Here is a 14129-nt window from a genome sequence, read left to right as displayed (position 1 = left end):
GCCGGACCGGGGCACCCCGGGGCCGGGTGGAGCGCGGCCCACGGCGGACTCCGGCACGGGGTGACGGAGGGGCCGCGGGCCCGGGCCCGGCGCCCTGGGACAGCGGCGCCGGGCGGCGGTTCACAGCCGGATGCGGGTCCCCGGCCCGATGCGGGTGCGGGCCCGGGTCCGGGTGTTCCGTCGCGGGCTCAGACGGCGAGCGCCTGGGCGCGGCGCTTCACCTCCGTGCCGCGGTTCTCACTCAGCGCCTGCGCGGGCGTGCCCGGCAGGCTCTCGTCGGGGGTGAAGAGCCATTCCAGCATCTCTTCGTCCGTGAAACCGTCGTCCCGCAGGAGCGTCAGGGTGCCGGAGAGGCCCTTGACGACCTTGTCCTCGTCGATGAAGGCGGCGGGGACCTGCAGTGCGCGGTTCTCACCTCGGCGTACGGCGATGAGCTGGCCCTCCTTGACCAGCTGCCGGACGCGCGTCACCTCGACACCGAGCATCTCGGCGATGTCGGGCAGGGTGAGCCAGGCGGGGACGAGAGCATCGATCTTTGCGTCAATCTCGGTCACGGGACAAGCGTGCCATCTGGCACTGACAGTCGGAAGCCGAGCCCCTCCGCCCGGGGTCCGTCCGGCGGATCATCGTGCACGGACGTGTCGGCCGGACGGACTCCGGGGGCCGGGGTTCACCCCTTCGCCGACTTCAGCGGCCGCGCCGGGTCGGCCAGCATCTCCGCGTCCAGCACCGTGCCCGCCTCGATCAGCCGGCGCCCCTGGGCCAGGTCGCGGGGGCGGCCCACCGCGAGCAGCGCCACCAGCCGGGAATCGCGGAGCCAGCAGACCGTCCAGGCCGGCCCGTCGGCGTCCCCGCGCCACACCGTCCGGTCGGCGTCCGCGTGGTGCCCGGCGTACTGGACGAAGCGGCCGAACTGCTCCGACCAGAAGTACGGCACCGGGTCGTACACCGCCGGAGGTTCGCCGGTGGCCGCCCCGAGGATGTTCGCCGCGACCGTGCGCGGGCCCTGCAGGGCGTTGTCCCAGTGGTGCACCAGCAGGCGTTCGCCGTACCGCCCCGAGGGGAAGGACGCGCAGTCGCCGACCGCGTACACGTCCGGCACGGAGGTCATCAGGTGCGGGTCGGCGACCACGTCACCGCGCTCGCCGAGCTCGACCCCCGAGCCGGCCAGCCAGGCGGTGGCGGGGCGGGCCCCGATCCCGACGACGACGGCGCCCGCGGACAGTCGCGAGCCGTCGTCCAGCACCACCGCGCCGGGCTCGACGCGCTCCACGCGCGCGTGGGTGCGCAGCACCACCCCCGCGTCGCCGTACCAGGCGGTCATCGGGGCGGCCACCTCGGCGGGCAGCGCCCCGGCCAGCGGCCGGTCGGCCGCCTCCACGACGGTGACCGCGCAGCCCGCCTCGCGCGCCGCCGTGGCGAACTCCGCGCCGATCCAGCCGGCGCCGACGACCACGATGTCCTGGCGGCCCGCGAGCACCGGCCGCAGCCGTTCGACGTCGTCCAGGGTGCGCAGCAGATGGACGCCCGGGACGCCGTCCGTGCCCGGCAGCCGGACCGGTTCGGCGCCGGTCGCGACGACCAGGACGTCGTAGGGGACCGGCCCGGCCTCCGTGTCCAGTTCGTGGTCGGCGGGGCGCAGCCCGAGCACCTCGCAGCCGAGCCGCAGTTCGATGCCGAGCGCCTCGAAGTCGACGTCGAAGGCGGAGCCCTCCGCCTTGCCGAGCAGCACCGCCTTGGACAGGGGAGGCCGGTCGTACGGCTGGTGGGGTTCGGCGCCGATCAGCGTCACGGTGCCGGTGAATCCCTGTTCCCGGAGGGCGACGGCGGTCTGCACGCCGGCCATTCCGGCCCCCGTCACCACCACGCGCCGCGGCTCGGACGGTCCCCGTTCCTGCGTCTGCTCGCTCACCTGATCACCATAGACACCTGACCCTCGGTCAGTCAGTCTCCGGCTCCCGTGAGCTGCTCCACGACGCTGGTCCCGCTGCCCGGCTGCGACTCCCACTCCCAGGCCTCCTCCAGCCTCACCCGCCCGTCGGGCAGCTCCACGACCGTCGACACGCAGTGTCCCGAGGAGGTGGTGCCGTCCTGCTTGAGCTGCACGTACCGGAAGTCCAGCCGGTCCCCCTCCCGGGTGCCCACCAGGTACCCGCGGACGACGTCACCGCCCGCGTACTCGGCCCAGATCCCGCCGTCCCGCTCGTGGTACGCGAACCGGGTGCGGGTGCCGACCTGGCCCGGCGCCTGGTCGGCGACGGGGGCGAGGACGAGACCGTCGAGCGAACCAGCCATGCGAAGGCTCCCTACACGTTCGTTGATCCGGAGGCTAGGGTGGCCAACGTAAGACACTCGCGGGAGCCCGGACGCACCGGGCTGAGAGGGAGGCTGGCGGCCTCCGACCGTATGCACCTGATCCGGGTCATGCCGGCGAAGGGAGGGGCTGGACGCCCATGCCGCCCACACGCACCTCGCAGCGCTCCCCCGACGTCCTCGTCGTCGGGGGCGGCGTCATCGGTCTGGTCACGGCCTGGCGGTCCGCGCAGCGCGGGCTGGCTGTGACCGTGCTGGACCCCGAGCCGGGCGGCGGCGCCGCCCAGGTGGCCGCCGGGATGCTGGCCGCCGTCACGGAACTGCACTACGGCGAGCAGACCCTGCTCGGTCTGAACCTCGCCTCCGCGCTCCGCTACCCCGACTTCGCGGCCGAACTCACCGAGGCCACCGGCCACGACCTCGGCTACCGCCGGTGCGGCACGCTCGCGGTCGCGCTGGACGCCGACGACCGCGCCCATCTGCGCGAACTGCACGCCCTGCAACAGCAGTCGGGGCTCGACGCGCAGTGGCTGTCGGGGCGGGAGTGCCGGCGCCTGGAGCCGATGCTCGCCCCCGGTGTGCGCGGCGGGCTGCGGGTGGACGGCGACCACCAGATCGACCCCCGGCGGCTGGCGGCGGCGCTGGTGACCGCCTGCGAGCGGGCGGGCGTGGTCCTGCACCGCGCGTGGGCCGACCGGCTCACCGTCTCCGGGGAGCGGGCCACGGGCGTGGTCACCGCCGACGGCACCGGACTGGCCGCCGGGCAGGTGGTGCTGGCCGGCGGCAGCCTCAGCGGGCGGCTCGCGGGCGTCCCCGCGGACCTGCTGCCTCCCGTGCGTCCCGTGAAGGGGCAGGTGCTCCGGCTGGCGATGCCCGACCGGTTCGGTCCGTTCCTGAGCCGGACGGTGCGTGCGGTGGTGCGGGGCGGCCAGGTGTACCTGGTGCCGCGCGAGAACGGGGAGCTGGTGATCGGGGCGACCAGCGAGGAGCAGGGCTGGGACACGACCGTCACCGCGGGCGGGGTGTACGAGCTGCTGCGCGACGCCCACGAACTGGTCCCCGGCATCACCGAGCTGCCGCTCACCGAGACCCGGGCCGGGCTGCGCCCCGGCACCCCCGACAACGCGCCCCTGCTCGGCCCGTCCGGGCTCGCGGGGCTGGTCCTGGCGACCGGGCACCACCGCAACGGTGTGCTGCTCACTCCGGTCACCGGCGACGCCCTGGCGGAGTTCCTGGCCACCGGTGAACTCCCGGCGGAGGCCCGCCCCTTCAGCCCCCGGCGGTTCACCGCGACCGCCGCCGCACTCACGGAGCAGCCCGTATGAACACTCCTGTGGACATGTCGACGCACACTCCCGCGCACGCCCCGGTCATGGTCTCGGTCAACGGGGAGCCGCGCGAGGTGGCTCCCGGCACGGCGCTCGACGCGCTGGTCGGCACGCTCACCGAGGCGCACTCCGGGGTGGCCGCCGCCCTCAACGAAACGGTCGTCCCGCGCGCGCAGTGGCCGCTCACGCCCCTCGCCGAGGGGGACCGGGTGGAAGTCCTGACCGCCGTGCAGGGAGGCTGACCATGGCCGACGATCCGTTCGTCCTCGGCGGTACGTCCTTGACGTCCCGTCTGATCATGGGCACCGGCGGGGCGCCCAGCCTCGAGGTGCTGGAGCGGGCGCTGGTGGCGTCCGGGACCGAGCTGACGACCGTCGCGATGCGGCGGGTGAACCCCTCGGTGCACGGCTCGGTGCTCTCGGTGCTGGACAGGCTGGGCATCCGGGTGCTGCCGAACACGGCCGGCTGCTTCACCGCCGGGGAGGCGGTGCTCACCGCCCGCCTCGCCCGGGAGGCGCTCGGCACCGACCTGGTCAAGCTGGAGGTCATCGCCGACGAGCGCACCCTGCTGCCGGACCCCGTCGAACTGCTGGAGGCGGCCGAGACCCTGGTCGACGACGGGTTCACGGTGCTGCCGTACACCAACGACGATCCGGTGCTGGCGCGGAAGCTGGAGGACGTCGGCTGTGCGGCGGTCATGCCGCTCGGTTCGCCGATCGGTTCGGGGCTCGGTATCCGCAACCCGCACAACTTCGAGCTGATCACGCAGCACGCGCGGGTGCCGGTGATCCTGGACGCGGGTGCCGGTACGGCGTCGGACGCGGCGCTGGCGATGGAGCTGGGGTGCGCGGGGGTGATGCTCGCCTCGGCGGTGACGCGGGCGCAGGAGCCGGTGCTGATGGCCGCCGCCATGCGGAGCGCGGTCGAGGCGGGGCGGCTGGCCCGGCGGGCGGGGCGGATTCCGCGGCGGCACTTCGCCGAGGCGTCCTCTCCCGCGGAGGGGCTTGCCGTGCTGGATCCGGAGCGGCCGGCGTTCTGAGGGGGTCTCCCACCCGCGCACCACCCGTTTCCGGTCGGTCGGGAGACGGGGGCTCCTCGTGGGGACCGGGCACCGTCGGCGGCCGCGGGGGCCCCTTCGTGGGGTGCGTCACAGGTCGGCTGCAGTCGTGCCCCGATCCGGGGCCGTTCCGGACCGATCCGGTCGGTGCCGTCGGCGGCTCCTCGTAGACTCCCAGCGTGGACACGACCCTTCAGGACCCTCTGGTCGGGCAGCTGCTCGACGGCCGGTACCGCGTCGAGGCGCGTATCGCGGTCGGCGGGATGGCCACGGTCTACCGGGCCGTGGACACCCGACTGGACCGCGTGCTCGCGCTCAAGGTGATGCACCCGGCGCTCGCCGCCGACGGCTCCTTCGTCGAGCGGTTCATCCGCGAGGCGAAGTCGGTCGCCCGGTTGGCCCACCCGAACGTGGTCCAGGTCTTCGACCAGGGCACCGACGGCGCGTACGTCTACCTGGCGATGGAGTACATCGCCGGCTGCACCCTGCGTGACGTGCTGCGCGAGCGCGGTGCGCTGCAGCCGCGGGCCGCGCTGGACATCCTGGAGCCGACGCTGGCCGCGCTCGGCGCCGCGCACCGGGCCGGGTTCGTGCACCGGGACATGAAGCCGGAGAACGTGCTGATCGGGGACGACGGCCGGGTCAAGGTCGCCGACTTCGGGCTGGTCCGGGCCGTGGACACGGTGACGAACACCACCGGCACCGTGCTGGGCACGGTCGCGTACCTGGCGCCGGAGCAGATCGAGAGCGGCAGCGCCGACCCCCGCGTGGACGTGTACGCGTGCGGCATCCTGCTGTACGAGATGCTGACCGGTGAGAAGCCGCACGACGGCGACTCCCCCGCGATCGTGCTCTACAAGCACCTGCACGACGACGTGCCGCCGCCGTCGGCCGCCGTCCCCGGCATGGCGTACGCGCTGGACGAGCTGGTCGCCTCGGCGACCGCGCGCAACCCGGAGGTCCGCCCGTACGACGCGGTGGCGCTCCTCGCGCAGGTCCGCGAGGCGCGCGGCGGACTCGACGACGAGCAGCTGGACGCGATGCCGCCGCAGGCGCTGACCCCGGAGGACCAGCCCGCCCGGGGCGCCGAGAACCGTACGAGCGTCATCCCGCGCGCGCTGACGTCCTCCACGCTGCCCGTCGACGAGGACCGCCACACCAGCCGGCTCCAGTCCCCGGCGCCGCCGCCCCGACGCGGTGTGTCGCTGCGTGGTCCGCTGCTGCGGCGCGGCCCGATGGCGATCGTCGTCGCCGTGCTGCTGGTGCTGGGCGCCGGGGCAGGCGTGTGGTACATCAACTCCGGCCAGTTCACCAAGGTCCCGCCGCTGCTGGCGAAGACCGAGAAGGAGGCCCGGGAGCGGCTGGCGGACGCCGGGCTGGGCGTCGGCCGGGTCGAGGAGGCGTACAGCGACACCGTGGAGCGGGGCACGGTGATCAGCACGGATCCCGAGGCGGGTGCCCGTATCCGCGGCACCGACTCGGTCTCGCTCACCCTCTCCAAGGGGCCGCAGACCGTGCGGGTGCCCGATGTCGACGGCTACCGGCTGGACAAGGCGCGGTCCGTGCTGAAGGACGCGGGCCTGGAACCGGGCATGGTCACCCAGGAGTTCAGTGAGGACGTGGCCAAGGGCTTCGTGGTCTCCACCGGGCCGGGCAAGGGCACGAAGGTCCGTGCGGGCTCGGCGGTGGCGCTCACCGTGAGCAAGGGCAGCCCGGTGGACATCCCCGAGGTGATCGGCCAGGGCCTGGACGACGCGCGCGCCGAGCTGGAGGAGGCCGGCCTGAAGGTGAGCATCGCCGCCGAGCGGGTCACCTCCGAGCACGACGCGGGCCGGGTGGCCCTGCAGAGCCCGGAGGCCGGCCGGGAGGCCGCCGAGGGGGACAGTGTGACACTGACGCTGTCCAAGGGGCCCGAGATGGTCCCGGTCCCGGACGTGGTCGGCGACAGTGTGGACGAGGCCACCGGGAAGCTGGAGGGTGCCGGGTTCCGGGTCAAGGAGGACCGCGGGCTGCTCGGTCTGTTCGGCGACACCGTCAAGGCCCAGTCCGTGTCCGGCGGGGACACCGCGCCCAAGGGCTCGACGATCACCCTCAAGATCCGCTGACGGAGGGGCTCAGGGCTTCGGCGGCCTGGGGGACATGACACCCTGGAAGGGTGAAGAGTCACCTGTCCGGCCCTGCCCGCAACCCGGTCGGCGGCCATGTCCCCGTGGCCGGCGGTCTGCATTCCGTCGGTCTGTCCTACGCCCGTGAGCTGCGCGCGGAGGCCGTGCAGGTCTTCGTCGCCAACCCGCGCGGCTGGGCGACGCCGACCGGCAACCCGAAGCAGGACGCGGCGTTCCGCGAGGCGTGTGCGGCCGAGTCGATCCCGGCGTACGTGCACGCTCCGTATCTGATCAACTTCGGGTCCCACACCGAGGCGACCGCCGAACGGTCCGTCGAGTCGCTGCGCCACTCGCTGCGCCGCGGGCGCGAGATCGGGGCGCTGGGTGTGGTGGTGCACACCGGCAGCGCGACCGGCGGACGGGAGCGGTCGGTGGCGTTGAGGCAGGTACGGGAGTACCTGCTGCCGCTGCTCGACGAGCTCACCCATGACGACGACCCGTTCCTGCTGCTGGAGTCGACGGCCGGCCAGGGCGCCTCCCTGTGCTCGCTGATCCGGGACTTCGGTCCGTACTTCGAGGTGCTGGACGCCCATCCGAAGCTGGGTGTCTGCCTGGACACCTGCCATGTCTTCGCGGCCGGCCACGACCTGACCGGGCCGAGCGGGATGCGCCGGACACTGGATCTGCTGGTGGACACGGTCGGCGAGGGCCGGCTGAAGCTCATCCACGCCAACGACTCCATGGACGTGGTCGGCGCGCACAAGGACCGTCACGCGAACATCGGCGCAGGTCACATAGGCGAGGACCCGTTCCGCGCGCTGATGACGCACCCGGCGACCGAGGGCGTGCCCCTGATCATCGAGACCCCGGGCGGCAAGGAGGGGCATGCGGCGGACGTGGAGCGCCTGAAGAAACTCCGGGATCAGGGCTCCTGATCCGCAGTCCAGGGGCCCGCGGGCCCGGCCCCGGTCAGAGTTCGGGGCCGTCCCCGGGCTCCTCCTGGTAGGAGTAGCGCTGTTCCTTCCAGGGGTCGCCGACGTTGTGATAGCCGCGCTCCTCCCAGAAGCCGCGGCGGTCGGCGGTCATGTACTCCACGCCGCGGACCCACTTCGGCCCCTTCCAGGCGTAGAGGTGGGGGACGATCAGGCGGAGCGGAAACCCGTGCTCGGCGGTCAGCAGTTCGCCGTCCTTGTGCGTGGCGAAGAGCGCCTGCTCGGACGAGAAGTCCGCCAGCCGCAGGTTGGAGCTGTATCCGTACTCGGCCCACACCATCACATGGGTGACGTCGGGCGCGGGCGGGGCGAGTTCCAGGAGGGTACGGGCCGGGATCCCGCCCCATTCGGCGCCGAGCATGCTGAACTTCGTGACACAGTGCAGGTCGGCCACGACGCTGCGGTACGGCAGGGACGTGAACTCCTCGTGGTTCCAGCAGTGCTTGTCGCCGTCGGCGGTGGCGCCGAACACCCTGAACTCCCAGCGCTCGGGCCGGAACCTGGGGACGGGCCCGTAGTGCGTGACCGGCCAGCCCTTCTGCAGTCGCTGCCCCGGCGGAAGCTCGAACCGCGCCGCTCCCCCTGCTGTGCGCTCCCCCGATTCGCGTTCCGCCGGCTGACCCATGCTTCCATCCTGACAGACCCGGTGCGGCGCATCGGACCGGGGCCCCATGAAGCCGGACAATACCCTTCAAATGCCGGCAAGCACTCCTTTACTTAGTAAGTATGTGCTTACTGGACGATCTTCTCGGCCGGTGGAATCATGCGGCGCATCTGGCCCGTTCATCCGTGTGGAAGGAGCCGCTGCGATGCAGGGCGATCCCGAGGTCATCGAATTCCTCAACGAGCAACTGACCGCCGAGCTGACCGCGATCAACCAGTACTTCCTGCACTCGAAGCTGCAGGATCACAAAGGCTGGACCAAGCTCGCCGAGTACACGCGCGCCGAGTCCTTCGACGAGATGCGGCACGCGGAGGTCCTCACCGACCGCATCCTGCTGCTCGACGGCCTGCCCAACTACCAGCGGCTCTTCCACGTCCAGGTCGGGCAGACGGTGACGGAGATGTTCCAGGCCGACCGGCAGATCGAGGTGGAGGCCATCGACCGCCTGCGCCGCGGTGTGGAGGTCATGCGCAACAAGAACGACATCACGTCCGCCAACATCTTCGAGGCGATCCTCGCCGACGAGGAGCACCACATCGACTACCTGGACACCCAGCTGGAGCTCATCGAGAAGCTGGGCGAGGCACTGTACCTGTCGACGGTGATCGAGCAGTCGCAGCCGGACTCCTCGGGGCCGGGGACGAGCGGGTTCTCGACCCACTAGGACGACCGGGCCTATGCGGCTTCGGGGAGCTCCGTCGTGAGGGGCGGCCGGTCCTGGCCAGCCTGCTGCCGGCGGGGGCAGGCGCCACGACCGAGCAGCGCCTGGATCCGTCGCACGCAGCCGCCGCAGTCAGTGCCCGCCTTGCAGGCGGAGGCGATCTGCCGGGGAGTGCAGGCCCCGGCGTCCGCGTGGCTCCTCACCTGCTCCTCGGTCACTCCGAAGCAGCTGCAGACGAACACGCGGTCCACCTCCCGAGGTAGTGCTGGATCGTGCCGTACCGACCCCTGATCGGTGAGGCTAACCTAACCTTACCTGCCGTCCGGAGGGCAGAGAAGTGGGGTGGGGCCCGATCCTGTGTGATCCGTGCCCCACCCCTCGCCGTTTCGGCAGGTGAGCGGTGTTACTGGTCCCGGTACATCTCGGCGACGAGGAACGCCAGGTCCAGCGACTGGCTGCGGTTCAGCCGGGGGTCGCAGGCGGTCTCGTAACGCTGGTGCAGATCGTCGACGAAGATCTCGTCGCCGCCGCCCACGCACTCGGTGACGTCGTCGCCGGTGAGTTCCACGTGGATGCCGCCCGGGTGGGTGCCGAGCTCCTTGTGGACCTCGAAGAAGCCCTTCACCTCGTCGAGCACGTCGTCGAAGCGGCGGGTCTTGTGCCCGGAGGCCGCCTCGAAGGTGTTGCCGTGCATCGGGTCGGCCACCCAGGCGACGGTGGCACCGGAGGCGGTGACCTTCTCGACCAGCTCGGGCAGCCTGTCGCGGATCTTGTCCGCGCCCATCCGGACGATGAAGGTCAGCCGGCCCGGCTCACGCTCGGGGTCGAGCCGCTCGATGTACTGCAGCGCGTCCTCGGCGGTGGTGGTCGGGCCGAGCTTGATGCCGATCGGGTTGCGGATCTTCGAGGCGAACTCGATGTGCGCGTGGTCCAGCTGCCGGGTGCGCTCGCCGATCCACACCATGTGCGCGGAGACGTCGTACAGCTGTCCGGTGCGCGAGTCGACACGGGTCAGCGCCGACTCGTAGTCCAGCAGCAGTGCCTCGTGCGACGAGAAGAACTCGACGGTCTTGAACTCCTCCGGCTCGACCCCGCAGGCCTGCATGAAGTTCAGCGCCTGGTCGATCTCGCGGGCGAGCTGCTCGTAGCGCTGGCCGGACGGGGACGACTTCACGAAGTCCTGGTTCCAGGCGTGCACCTGGCGCAGGTCGGCGTAGCCGCCGGTGGTGAAGGCGCGCACCAGGTTCAGCGTGGAGGCCGAGGCGTTGTACATCCGCTTCAGCCGCTCGGGGTCCGGGACGCGGGCCTCTTCGGTGAAGTCGAAGCCGTTGACGGAGTCGCCGCGGTAGGTGGGCAGGGTCACCCCGTCGCGGGTCTCGGTCGACTTGGAGCGCGGCTTGGAGTACTGGCCGGCGATCCGGCCCACCTTCACGACGGGCACGGACGCGGCGTACGTCAGTACGGCGCCCATCTGGAGCAGTGTCTTCAGCTTGGCCCTGATGTGATCGGCGGACACCGCGTCGAAGGACTCGGCGCAGTCGCCGCCCTGGAGGAGGAACGCCTCTCCCTTGGCGACGGCCGCCATCCGGGCGCGCAGCTGGTCACACTCGCCCGCGAAGACGAGCGGTGGATACGACTCGAGGTCCGCGATCACTGCGCGCAGAGCCTCGGTGTCGGGGTACTCGGGCTGCTGCGCCGCGGGCAGGTCTCGCCAGGTGTTGCCAGCACTCGGGCTGGTCTTAGCGTTCACGGTCACGTCTCAACATTACGGGGTGGGATGGCGCCTTCCAGGCCCATGCCCAGCAAGTGAGACAGGAAAAACTCTCAGTGGACAGGCGAAGGACATGCGCTAAGGTGCGTCTCATGTTCGCGCTTTCGACCCGGAACGGTTCGGTTCAGAACCCTTCCGCCCGGAACTGGTGGTGGACCGCTTCTCCGGCGGCCCACTGACTCGTCGCGCGTACGCAAGACTCCGCGAAGGCCGCCCGAGGGGCGGCCTTCGGCGTTCGCGGCCCCCGCGGCGCCCCGGCCGGCCCTCCGTCACCGAGGGACCACGACCGATGAACCTGCTCGACCTGCTGGACGATCCCCGTCCGTTCGCCCTGCTGCGCCGCCGCACCCCCGGCCACGACGACACCGTGGTGGAGCTGCTGCTCGGCCCCGTCAGCCCCCGTGACCGGCTGGCCGACCTGCCCGACGAGGGGCTGGCGCTCGTCCCCTTCCGGCAGATCCGGGAGCGCGGTTTCGACGTGCGCGACGACGGCACCCCGCTGCTGGTGCTGACTCCCGAGGAGCGCCACGAGATCCCGCTCACCACCGCCCTGGAACAACTGCCCGCGCACGACGTCCGGGTGGAGGGCGGCGGCTTCGACGTCGACGACGACGCGTACGCCGAGATCGTCGGGCGGGTGCTGCGGGAGGAGATCGGACGGGGCGAGGGCGCCAACTTCGTGATCCGGCGGACCTACGAGGGGGAGATCCCCGGATTCGGGCGGGCCGACGCGCTGGCGCTGTTCCGGCGGCTGCTGGAGGGCGAGCGGGGCGCGTACTGGACGTTCGTGGTGTGCACCGGACGGGATGCGGGCGGGCGGACACTGGTCGGCGCGAGCCCCGAGGTGCATGTGCGGGCGTCCGGCGGGACCGTCGTGATGAACCCGATCAGCGGCACGTACCGCTACCCGGCCGGAGGACCGACCCCCGAGCACCTGCTGGACTTCCTCGCCGACGGCAAGGAGATCGAGGAGCTGTCGATGGTCGTCGACGAGGAGCTCAAGATGATGTGCACCGTCGGTGACATGGGCGGGGTCGTGGTCGGTCCCCGGCTGAAGGAGATGGCTCATCTCGCCCACACCGAGTACGAGCTGCGCGGCCGGTCCTCGCTGGACGTGCGGGAGGTGCTGAAGGAGACCATGTTCGCCGCGACCGTCACCGGGTCGCCGGTGCAGAACGCCTGCCGGGTGATCCGGCGGTACGAGCCCGCCGGGCGCGGGTACTACGCGGGGGCGTTGGCGCTGATCGGCCGGGATGCGGGCGGGGCGCAGAGCCTCGACTCCCCCATCCTCATCCGCACCGCCGACATCGACGCGGCGGGGCGGCTGCGGGTGCCGGTCGGCGCCACGCTGGTGCGGGGCTCGGACCCGGCGGGCGAGGTCGCCGAGACCCATGCGAAGGCGGCCGGGGTGCTGACCGCGCTGGGGGTGCGCCCGGGACGGCCGCGCGAGGAGTCCGTACGGCCGCGGCTGGCCGACGATCCGCGGGTGCGGGCCGCGCTGGACGGGCGGCGGGCCTCACTGGCCCCGTTCTGGCTGCGGATGCGGGAGCCGTCGGCCGCGCCGGCGGGACGAGCGGGACTGTCGGGACTGGAGGGACGGGCGGGACACGCCCTGGTCGTCGACGGGGAGGACACCTTCACGGCGATGCTCGCGCATGTGCTGCGCTCCTCGGGGCTCGCGGTCACCGTCCGGCGGTACGACGAGCCGGGGCTGCGCGAGACGGTGCTCGGGCACGAGGGGCCCGTGGTGCTGGGGCCCGGCCCCGGTGACCCGTCCGACACCGCCGACGCGAAGATGCGGTTCCTGCGCGGCCTGACCGCCGCGGTGCTCAGGGACCACCGGTACGGCGTCCTCGGCGTCTGCCTCGGCCACGAGCTGATCGCGGTCGAGCTGGGGCTCGACACGGTCCGCAAGGAGGTGCCGTACCAGGGGGCGCAGGCCGGGATCGACCTGTTCGGGCGGCCGGAGACGGTCGGCTTCTACAACAGCTTCGTCGCCCGGTGCGACGACGAGGCGGCGGCGGAACTGGCCGCGCACGGCATCGAGGTGAGCCGCGCGGCCAACGGCGAGGTGCACGCCCTGCGCGGGCCCGGCTTCGCGTCGATGCAGTTCCACCCCGAGTCGGTGCTCACCCTGAACGGCGCGGCGCTCGTCGCGGAGCTGATGGATCAGCTCCGCGGTACGAGGACGTTCTCCGAGCGGCGGCCCTCGGTGTAGTCGAGGACGTTGCGCACCGTGGTCTCGATGATCTGGCTGACGGCGTCCACGGTGTAGTACGCCTGGTGGGACGTCACCAGGACGTTGGGGAAGGTGACGAGGCGGGCCAGGGTGTCGTCCTCGACGGCCTCCAGGGACTTGTCGAGGAAGAACAGGCCCGCCTCCGCCTCGTACACGTCCAGTCCGACGCCGGTGAAGCGGCCCGCGCGCAGTTCGGCGACGAGGGCGGCGGTGTCGACGAGTCCGCCGCGGCTGGAGTTCACCAGGATCGCGTCGTCCCGCATCGTCCTCAGGGCGGGCCCGTCGATCAGCCGGTGCGTCTCCGGCACGAGCGGAACGTGCAGGGTGACCAGGTCGGACTCGGCGAGCAGTTGCTCCTTGGGGACGTAGGTCATGCCGAGTTCGCGGCAGGCGGGGTTCTCGGCGACGTCCCAGCCGAGCAGCCGCATGCCGAAGCCGTGGGCGATCCGGGCGAACGCCTCGCCGATCTTGCCGGTGCCGAGGACGCCGGCGGTGCGGCCGTGCATGTCGCGGCCCATCAGGCCGTCGAGGCGGAAGTCGAAGTCGCGGGTGCGGGTGGAGGCGCGGACGATACGGCGGTTGACCGCCATGGCGAGGGTCCAGGCGAACTCGGCGACCGAGTGGGGCGAGTAGTACGACACCCGGGCGACCGTCAGGCCGAGCCGCTCGGCGGTCTTCAGGTCGACGTTGTTGAAGCCGGTGGACCGCTGGGCGATCATCCGGGTGCCGCCGGCCGCCAGGTTCTCCAGGACCCCGGCGCCGAGGTCGCAGTTGACGCTGGTGGAGATCACCTCGTGGCCGGTCGCGATGAGGGCGGTGTCCTCGTTGAGGAAGACGTCCAGGCCGTGTACCTCGTGGTGACCTCGGAACGCCTGTTCGATCATGGGCTTCTCGTCGGACTGCACACCGAACGCGAGGATCTCCACGGGGTCCCTCCGGGGGTCGTGCCGGGATTGCTGCCGCATGCGTGAATATACGGGTCCGGAAAGGGATCGCGCT

The 14129-nt window shown here is 72.1% G+C and carries 15 protein-coding genes and 1 riboswitch; of the genes, 8 read left to right on the top strand and 7 right to left on the bottom strand.

Features of this window, described 5'->3' with window-relative positions; all coding sequences use genetic code 11:
- Positions 1-188 precede the first annotated feature (188 nt).
- The 3 genes from JL475_RS22605 to JL475_RS22595 all read right to left on the bottom strand — a co-directional run bounded on the left by JL475_RS22605 (position 189) and on the right by JL475_RS22595 (position 2295).
- Complete coding sequence (locus JL475_RS22605; protein ID WP_202279643.1) at positions 189-554, bottom strand: Rv2175c family DNA-binding protein; 366 nt, start codon at positions 552-554, stop codon at positions 189-191.
- A 116-nt stretch (positions 555-670) separates the two neighbouring features.
- Positions 671-1912: an NAD(P)/FAD-dependent oxidoreductase gene (locus JL475_RS22600; protein ID WP_202279642.1), complete on the bottom strand. Its 1242-nt coding sequence runs from the start codon at positions 1910-1912 to the stop codon at positions 671-673.
- Between the two features lie 32 nt (positions 1913-1944).
- Positions 1945-2295 carry a hypothetical protein gene (locus tag JL475_RS22595; protein WP_202279641.1) on the bottom strand — a complete coding sequence of 117 codons (351 nt, stop codon included), beginning with the start codon at positions 2293-2295 and terminating at the stop codon, positions 1945-1947.
- 49 nt (positions 2296-2344) lie between these two features.
- Positions 2345-2456, top strand: a riboswitch (TPP riboswitch).
- Here JL475_RS22595 and thiO point away from each other — a divergent pair.
- The 5 genes from thiO to JL475_RS22570 all read left to right on the top strand — a co-directional run bounded on the left by thiO (position 2454) and on the right by JL475_RS22570 (position 7738).
- Entirely contained in the window at positions 2454-3638 is a 1185-nt protein-coding gene (gene thiO, locus JL475_RS22590) for a glycine oxidase ThiO (RefSeq protein WP_202279640.1), read from the top strand. Its footprint overlaps the riboswitch before it by 3 nt.
- The gene (gene thiS / locus JL475_RS22585) at positions 3635-3883 is read left to right on the top strand and encodes a sulfur carrier protein ThiS (protein WP_237407948.1); all 249 of its coding nucleotides are present in this window, start codon (positions 3635-3637) and stop codon (positions 3881-3883) included. The genes thiO and thiS overlap by 4 nt, the downstream gene beginning before the upstream one ends.
- A gap of 2 nt (positions 3884-3885) precedes the next feature.
- Positions 3886-4680, top strand: a complete 795-nt coding sequence (locus JL475_RS22580; RefSeq protein WP_202279639.1) for a thiazole synthase — start codon at positions 3886-3888, stop codon at positions 4678-4680.
- Positions 4681-4877: 197 nt separating this feature from the next.
- Positions 4878-6803 (top strand): Stk1 family PASTA domain-containing Ser/Thr kinase, encoded by a 1926-nt coding sequence (gene pknB, locus JL475_RS22575; RefSeq protein ID WP_202279638.1) that lies wholly within the window; start codon positions 4878-4880, stop codon positions 6801-6803.
- Between the two features lie 50 nt (positions 6804-6853).
- Positions 6854-7738: a deoxyribonuclease IV gene (locus JL475_RS22570; protein ID WP_202279637.1), complete on the top strand. Its 885-nt coding sequence runs from the start codon at positions 6854-6856 to the stop codon at positions 7736-7738.
- 34 nt (positions 7739-7772) lie between these two features.
- Here JL475_RS22570 and JL475_RS22565 read toward each other — a convergent pair whose 3' ends face one another.
- Positions 7773-8420 carry a sulfite oxidase-like oxidoreductase gene (locus JL475_RS22565; protein ID WP_202279636.1) on the bottom strand — a complete coding sequence of 216 codons (648 nt, stop codon included), beginning with the start codon at positions 8418-8420 and terminating at the stop codon, positions 7773-7775.
- Between the two features lie 184 nt (positions 8421-8604).
- On the opposite strand from JL475_RS22565, the gene bfr reads away from it, so the two are divergent.
- Entirely contained in the window at positions 8605-9123 is a 519-nt protein-coding gene (gene bfr / locus JL475_RS22560) for a bacterioferritin (protein WP_109377894.1), read from the top strand.
- A gap of 11 nt (positions 9124-9134) precedes the next feature.
- Here the strand turns inward: bfr and JL475_RS22555 are convergent, their stop codons facing one another.
- Both JL475_RS22555 and JL475_RS22550 read right to left on the bottom strand, forming a co-directional pair.
- Positions 9135-9362 (bottom strand): (2Fe-2S)-binding protein, encoded by a 228-nt coding sequence (locus JL475_RS22555; protein WP_307825127.1) that lies wholly within the window; start codon positions 9360-9362, stop codon positions 9135-9137.
- Between the two features lie 161 nt (positions 9363-9523).
- Positions 9524-10876 (bottom strand): class II 3-deoxy-7-phosphoheptulonate synthase, encoded by a 1353-nt coding sequence (locus JL475_RS22550; protein ID WP_202279634.1) that lies wholly within the window; start codon positions 10874-10876, stop codon positions 9524-9526.
- A 107-nt stretch (positions 10877-10983) separates the two neighbouring features.
- Between JL475_RS22550 and JL475_RS41730 the strand changes: the two genes are divergently transcribed.
- Positions 10984-11070, top strand: a complete 87-nt coding sequence (locus JL475_RS41730; protein WP_361450881.1) for a trp operon leader peptide — start codon at positions 10984-10986, stop codon at positions 11068-11070.
- Positions 11071-11180: 110 nt separating this feature from the next.
- Positions 11181-13109: an anthranilate synthase family protein gene (locus JL475_RS22540; RefSeq protein WP_202279632.1), complete on the top strand. Its 1929-nt coding sequence runs from the start codon at positions 11181-11183 to the stop codon at positions 13107-13109.
- Here the strand turns inward: JL475_RS22540 and JL475_RS22535 are convergent.
- Positions 13061-14056 (bottom strand): 2-hydroxyacid dehydrogenase, encoded by a 996-nt coding sequence (locus JL475_RS22535; protein WP_202279663.1) that lies wholly within the window; start codon positions 14054-14056, stop codon positions 13061-13063. The two genes, JL475_RS22540 and JL475_RS22535, sit on opposite strands and share 49 nt — an antisense overlap.
- Between the last annotated feature and the right edge of the window lie 73 nt (positions 14057-14129).

This window comes from Streptomyces sp. M2CJ-2, from assembly GCF_016757295.1.
Taxonomy (GTDB): Bacteria; Actinomycetota; Actinomycetes; order Streptomycetales; family Streptomycetaceae; genus Streptomyces.
The sequence above is the reverse complement of the archived record's forward strand: the minus strand, read 5'-3'. Positions and strand labels throughout refer to the sequence as shown.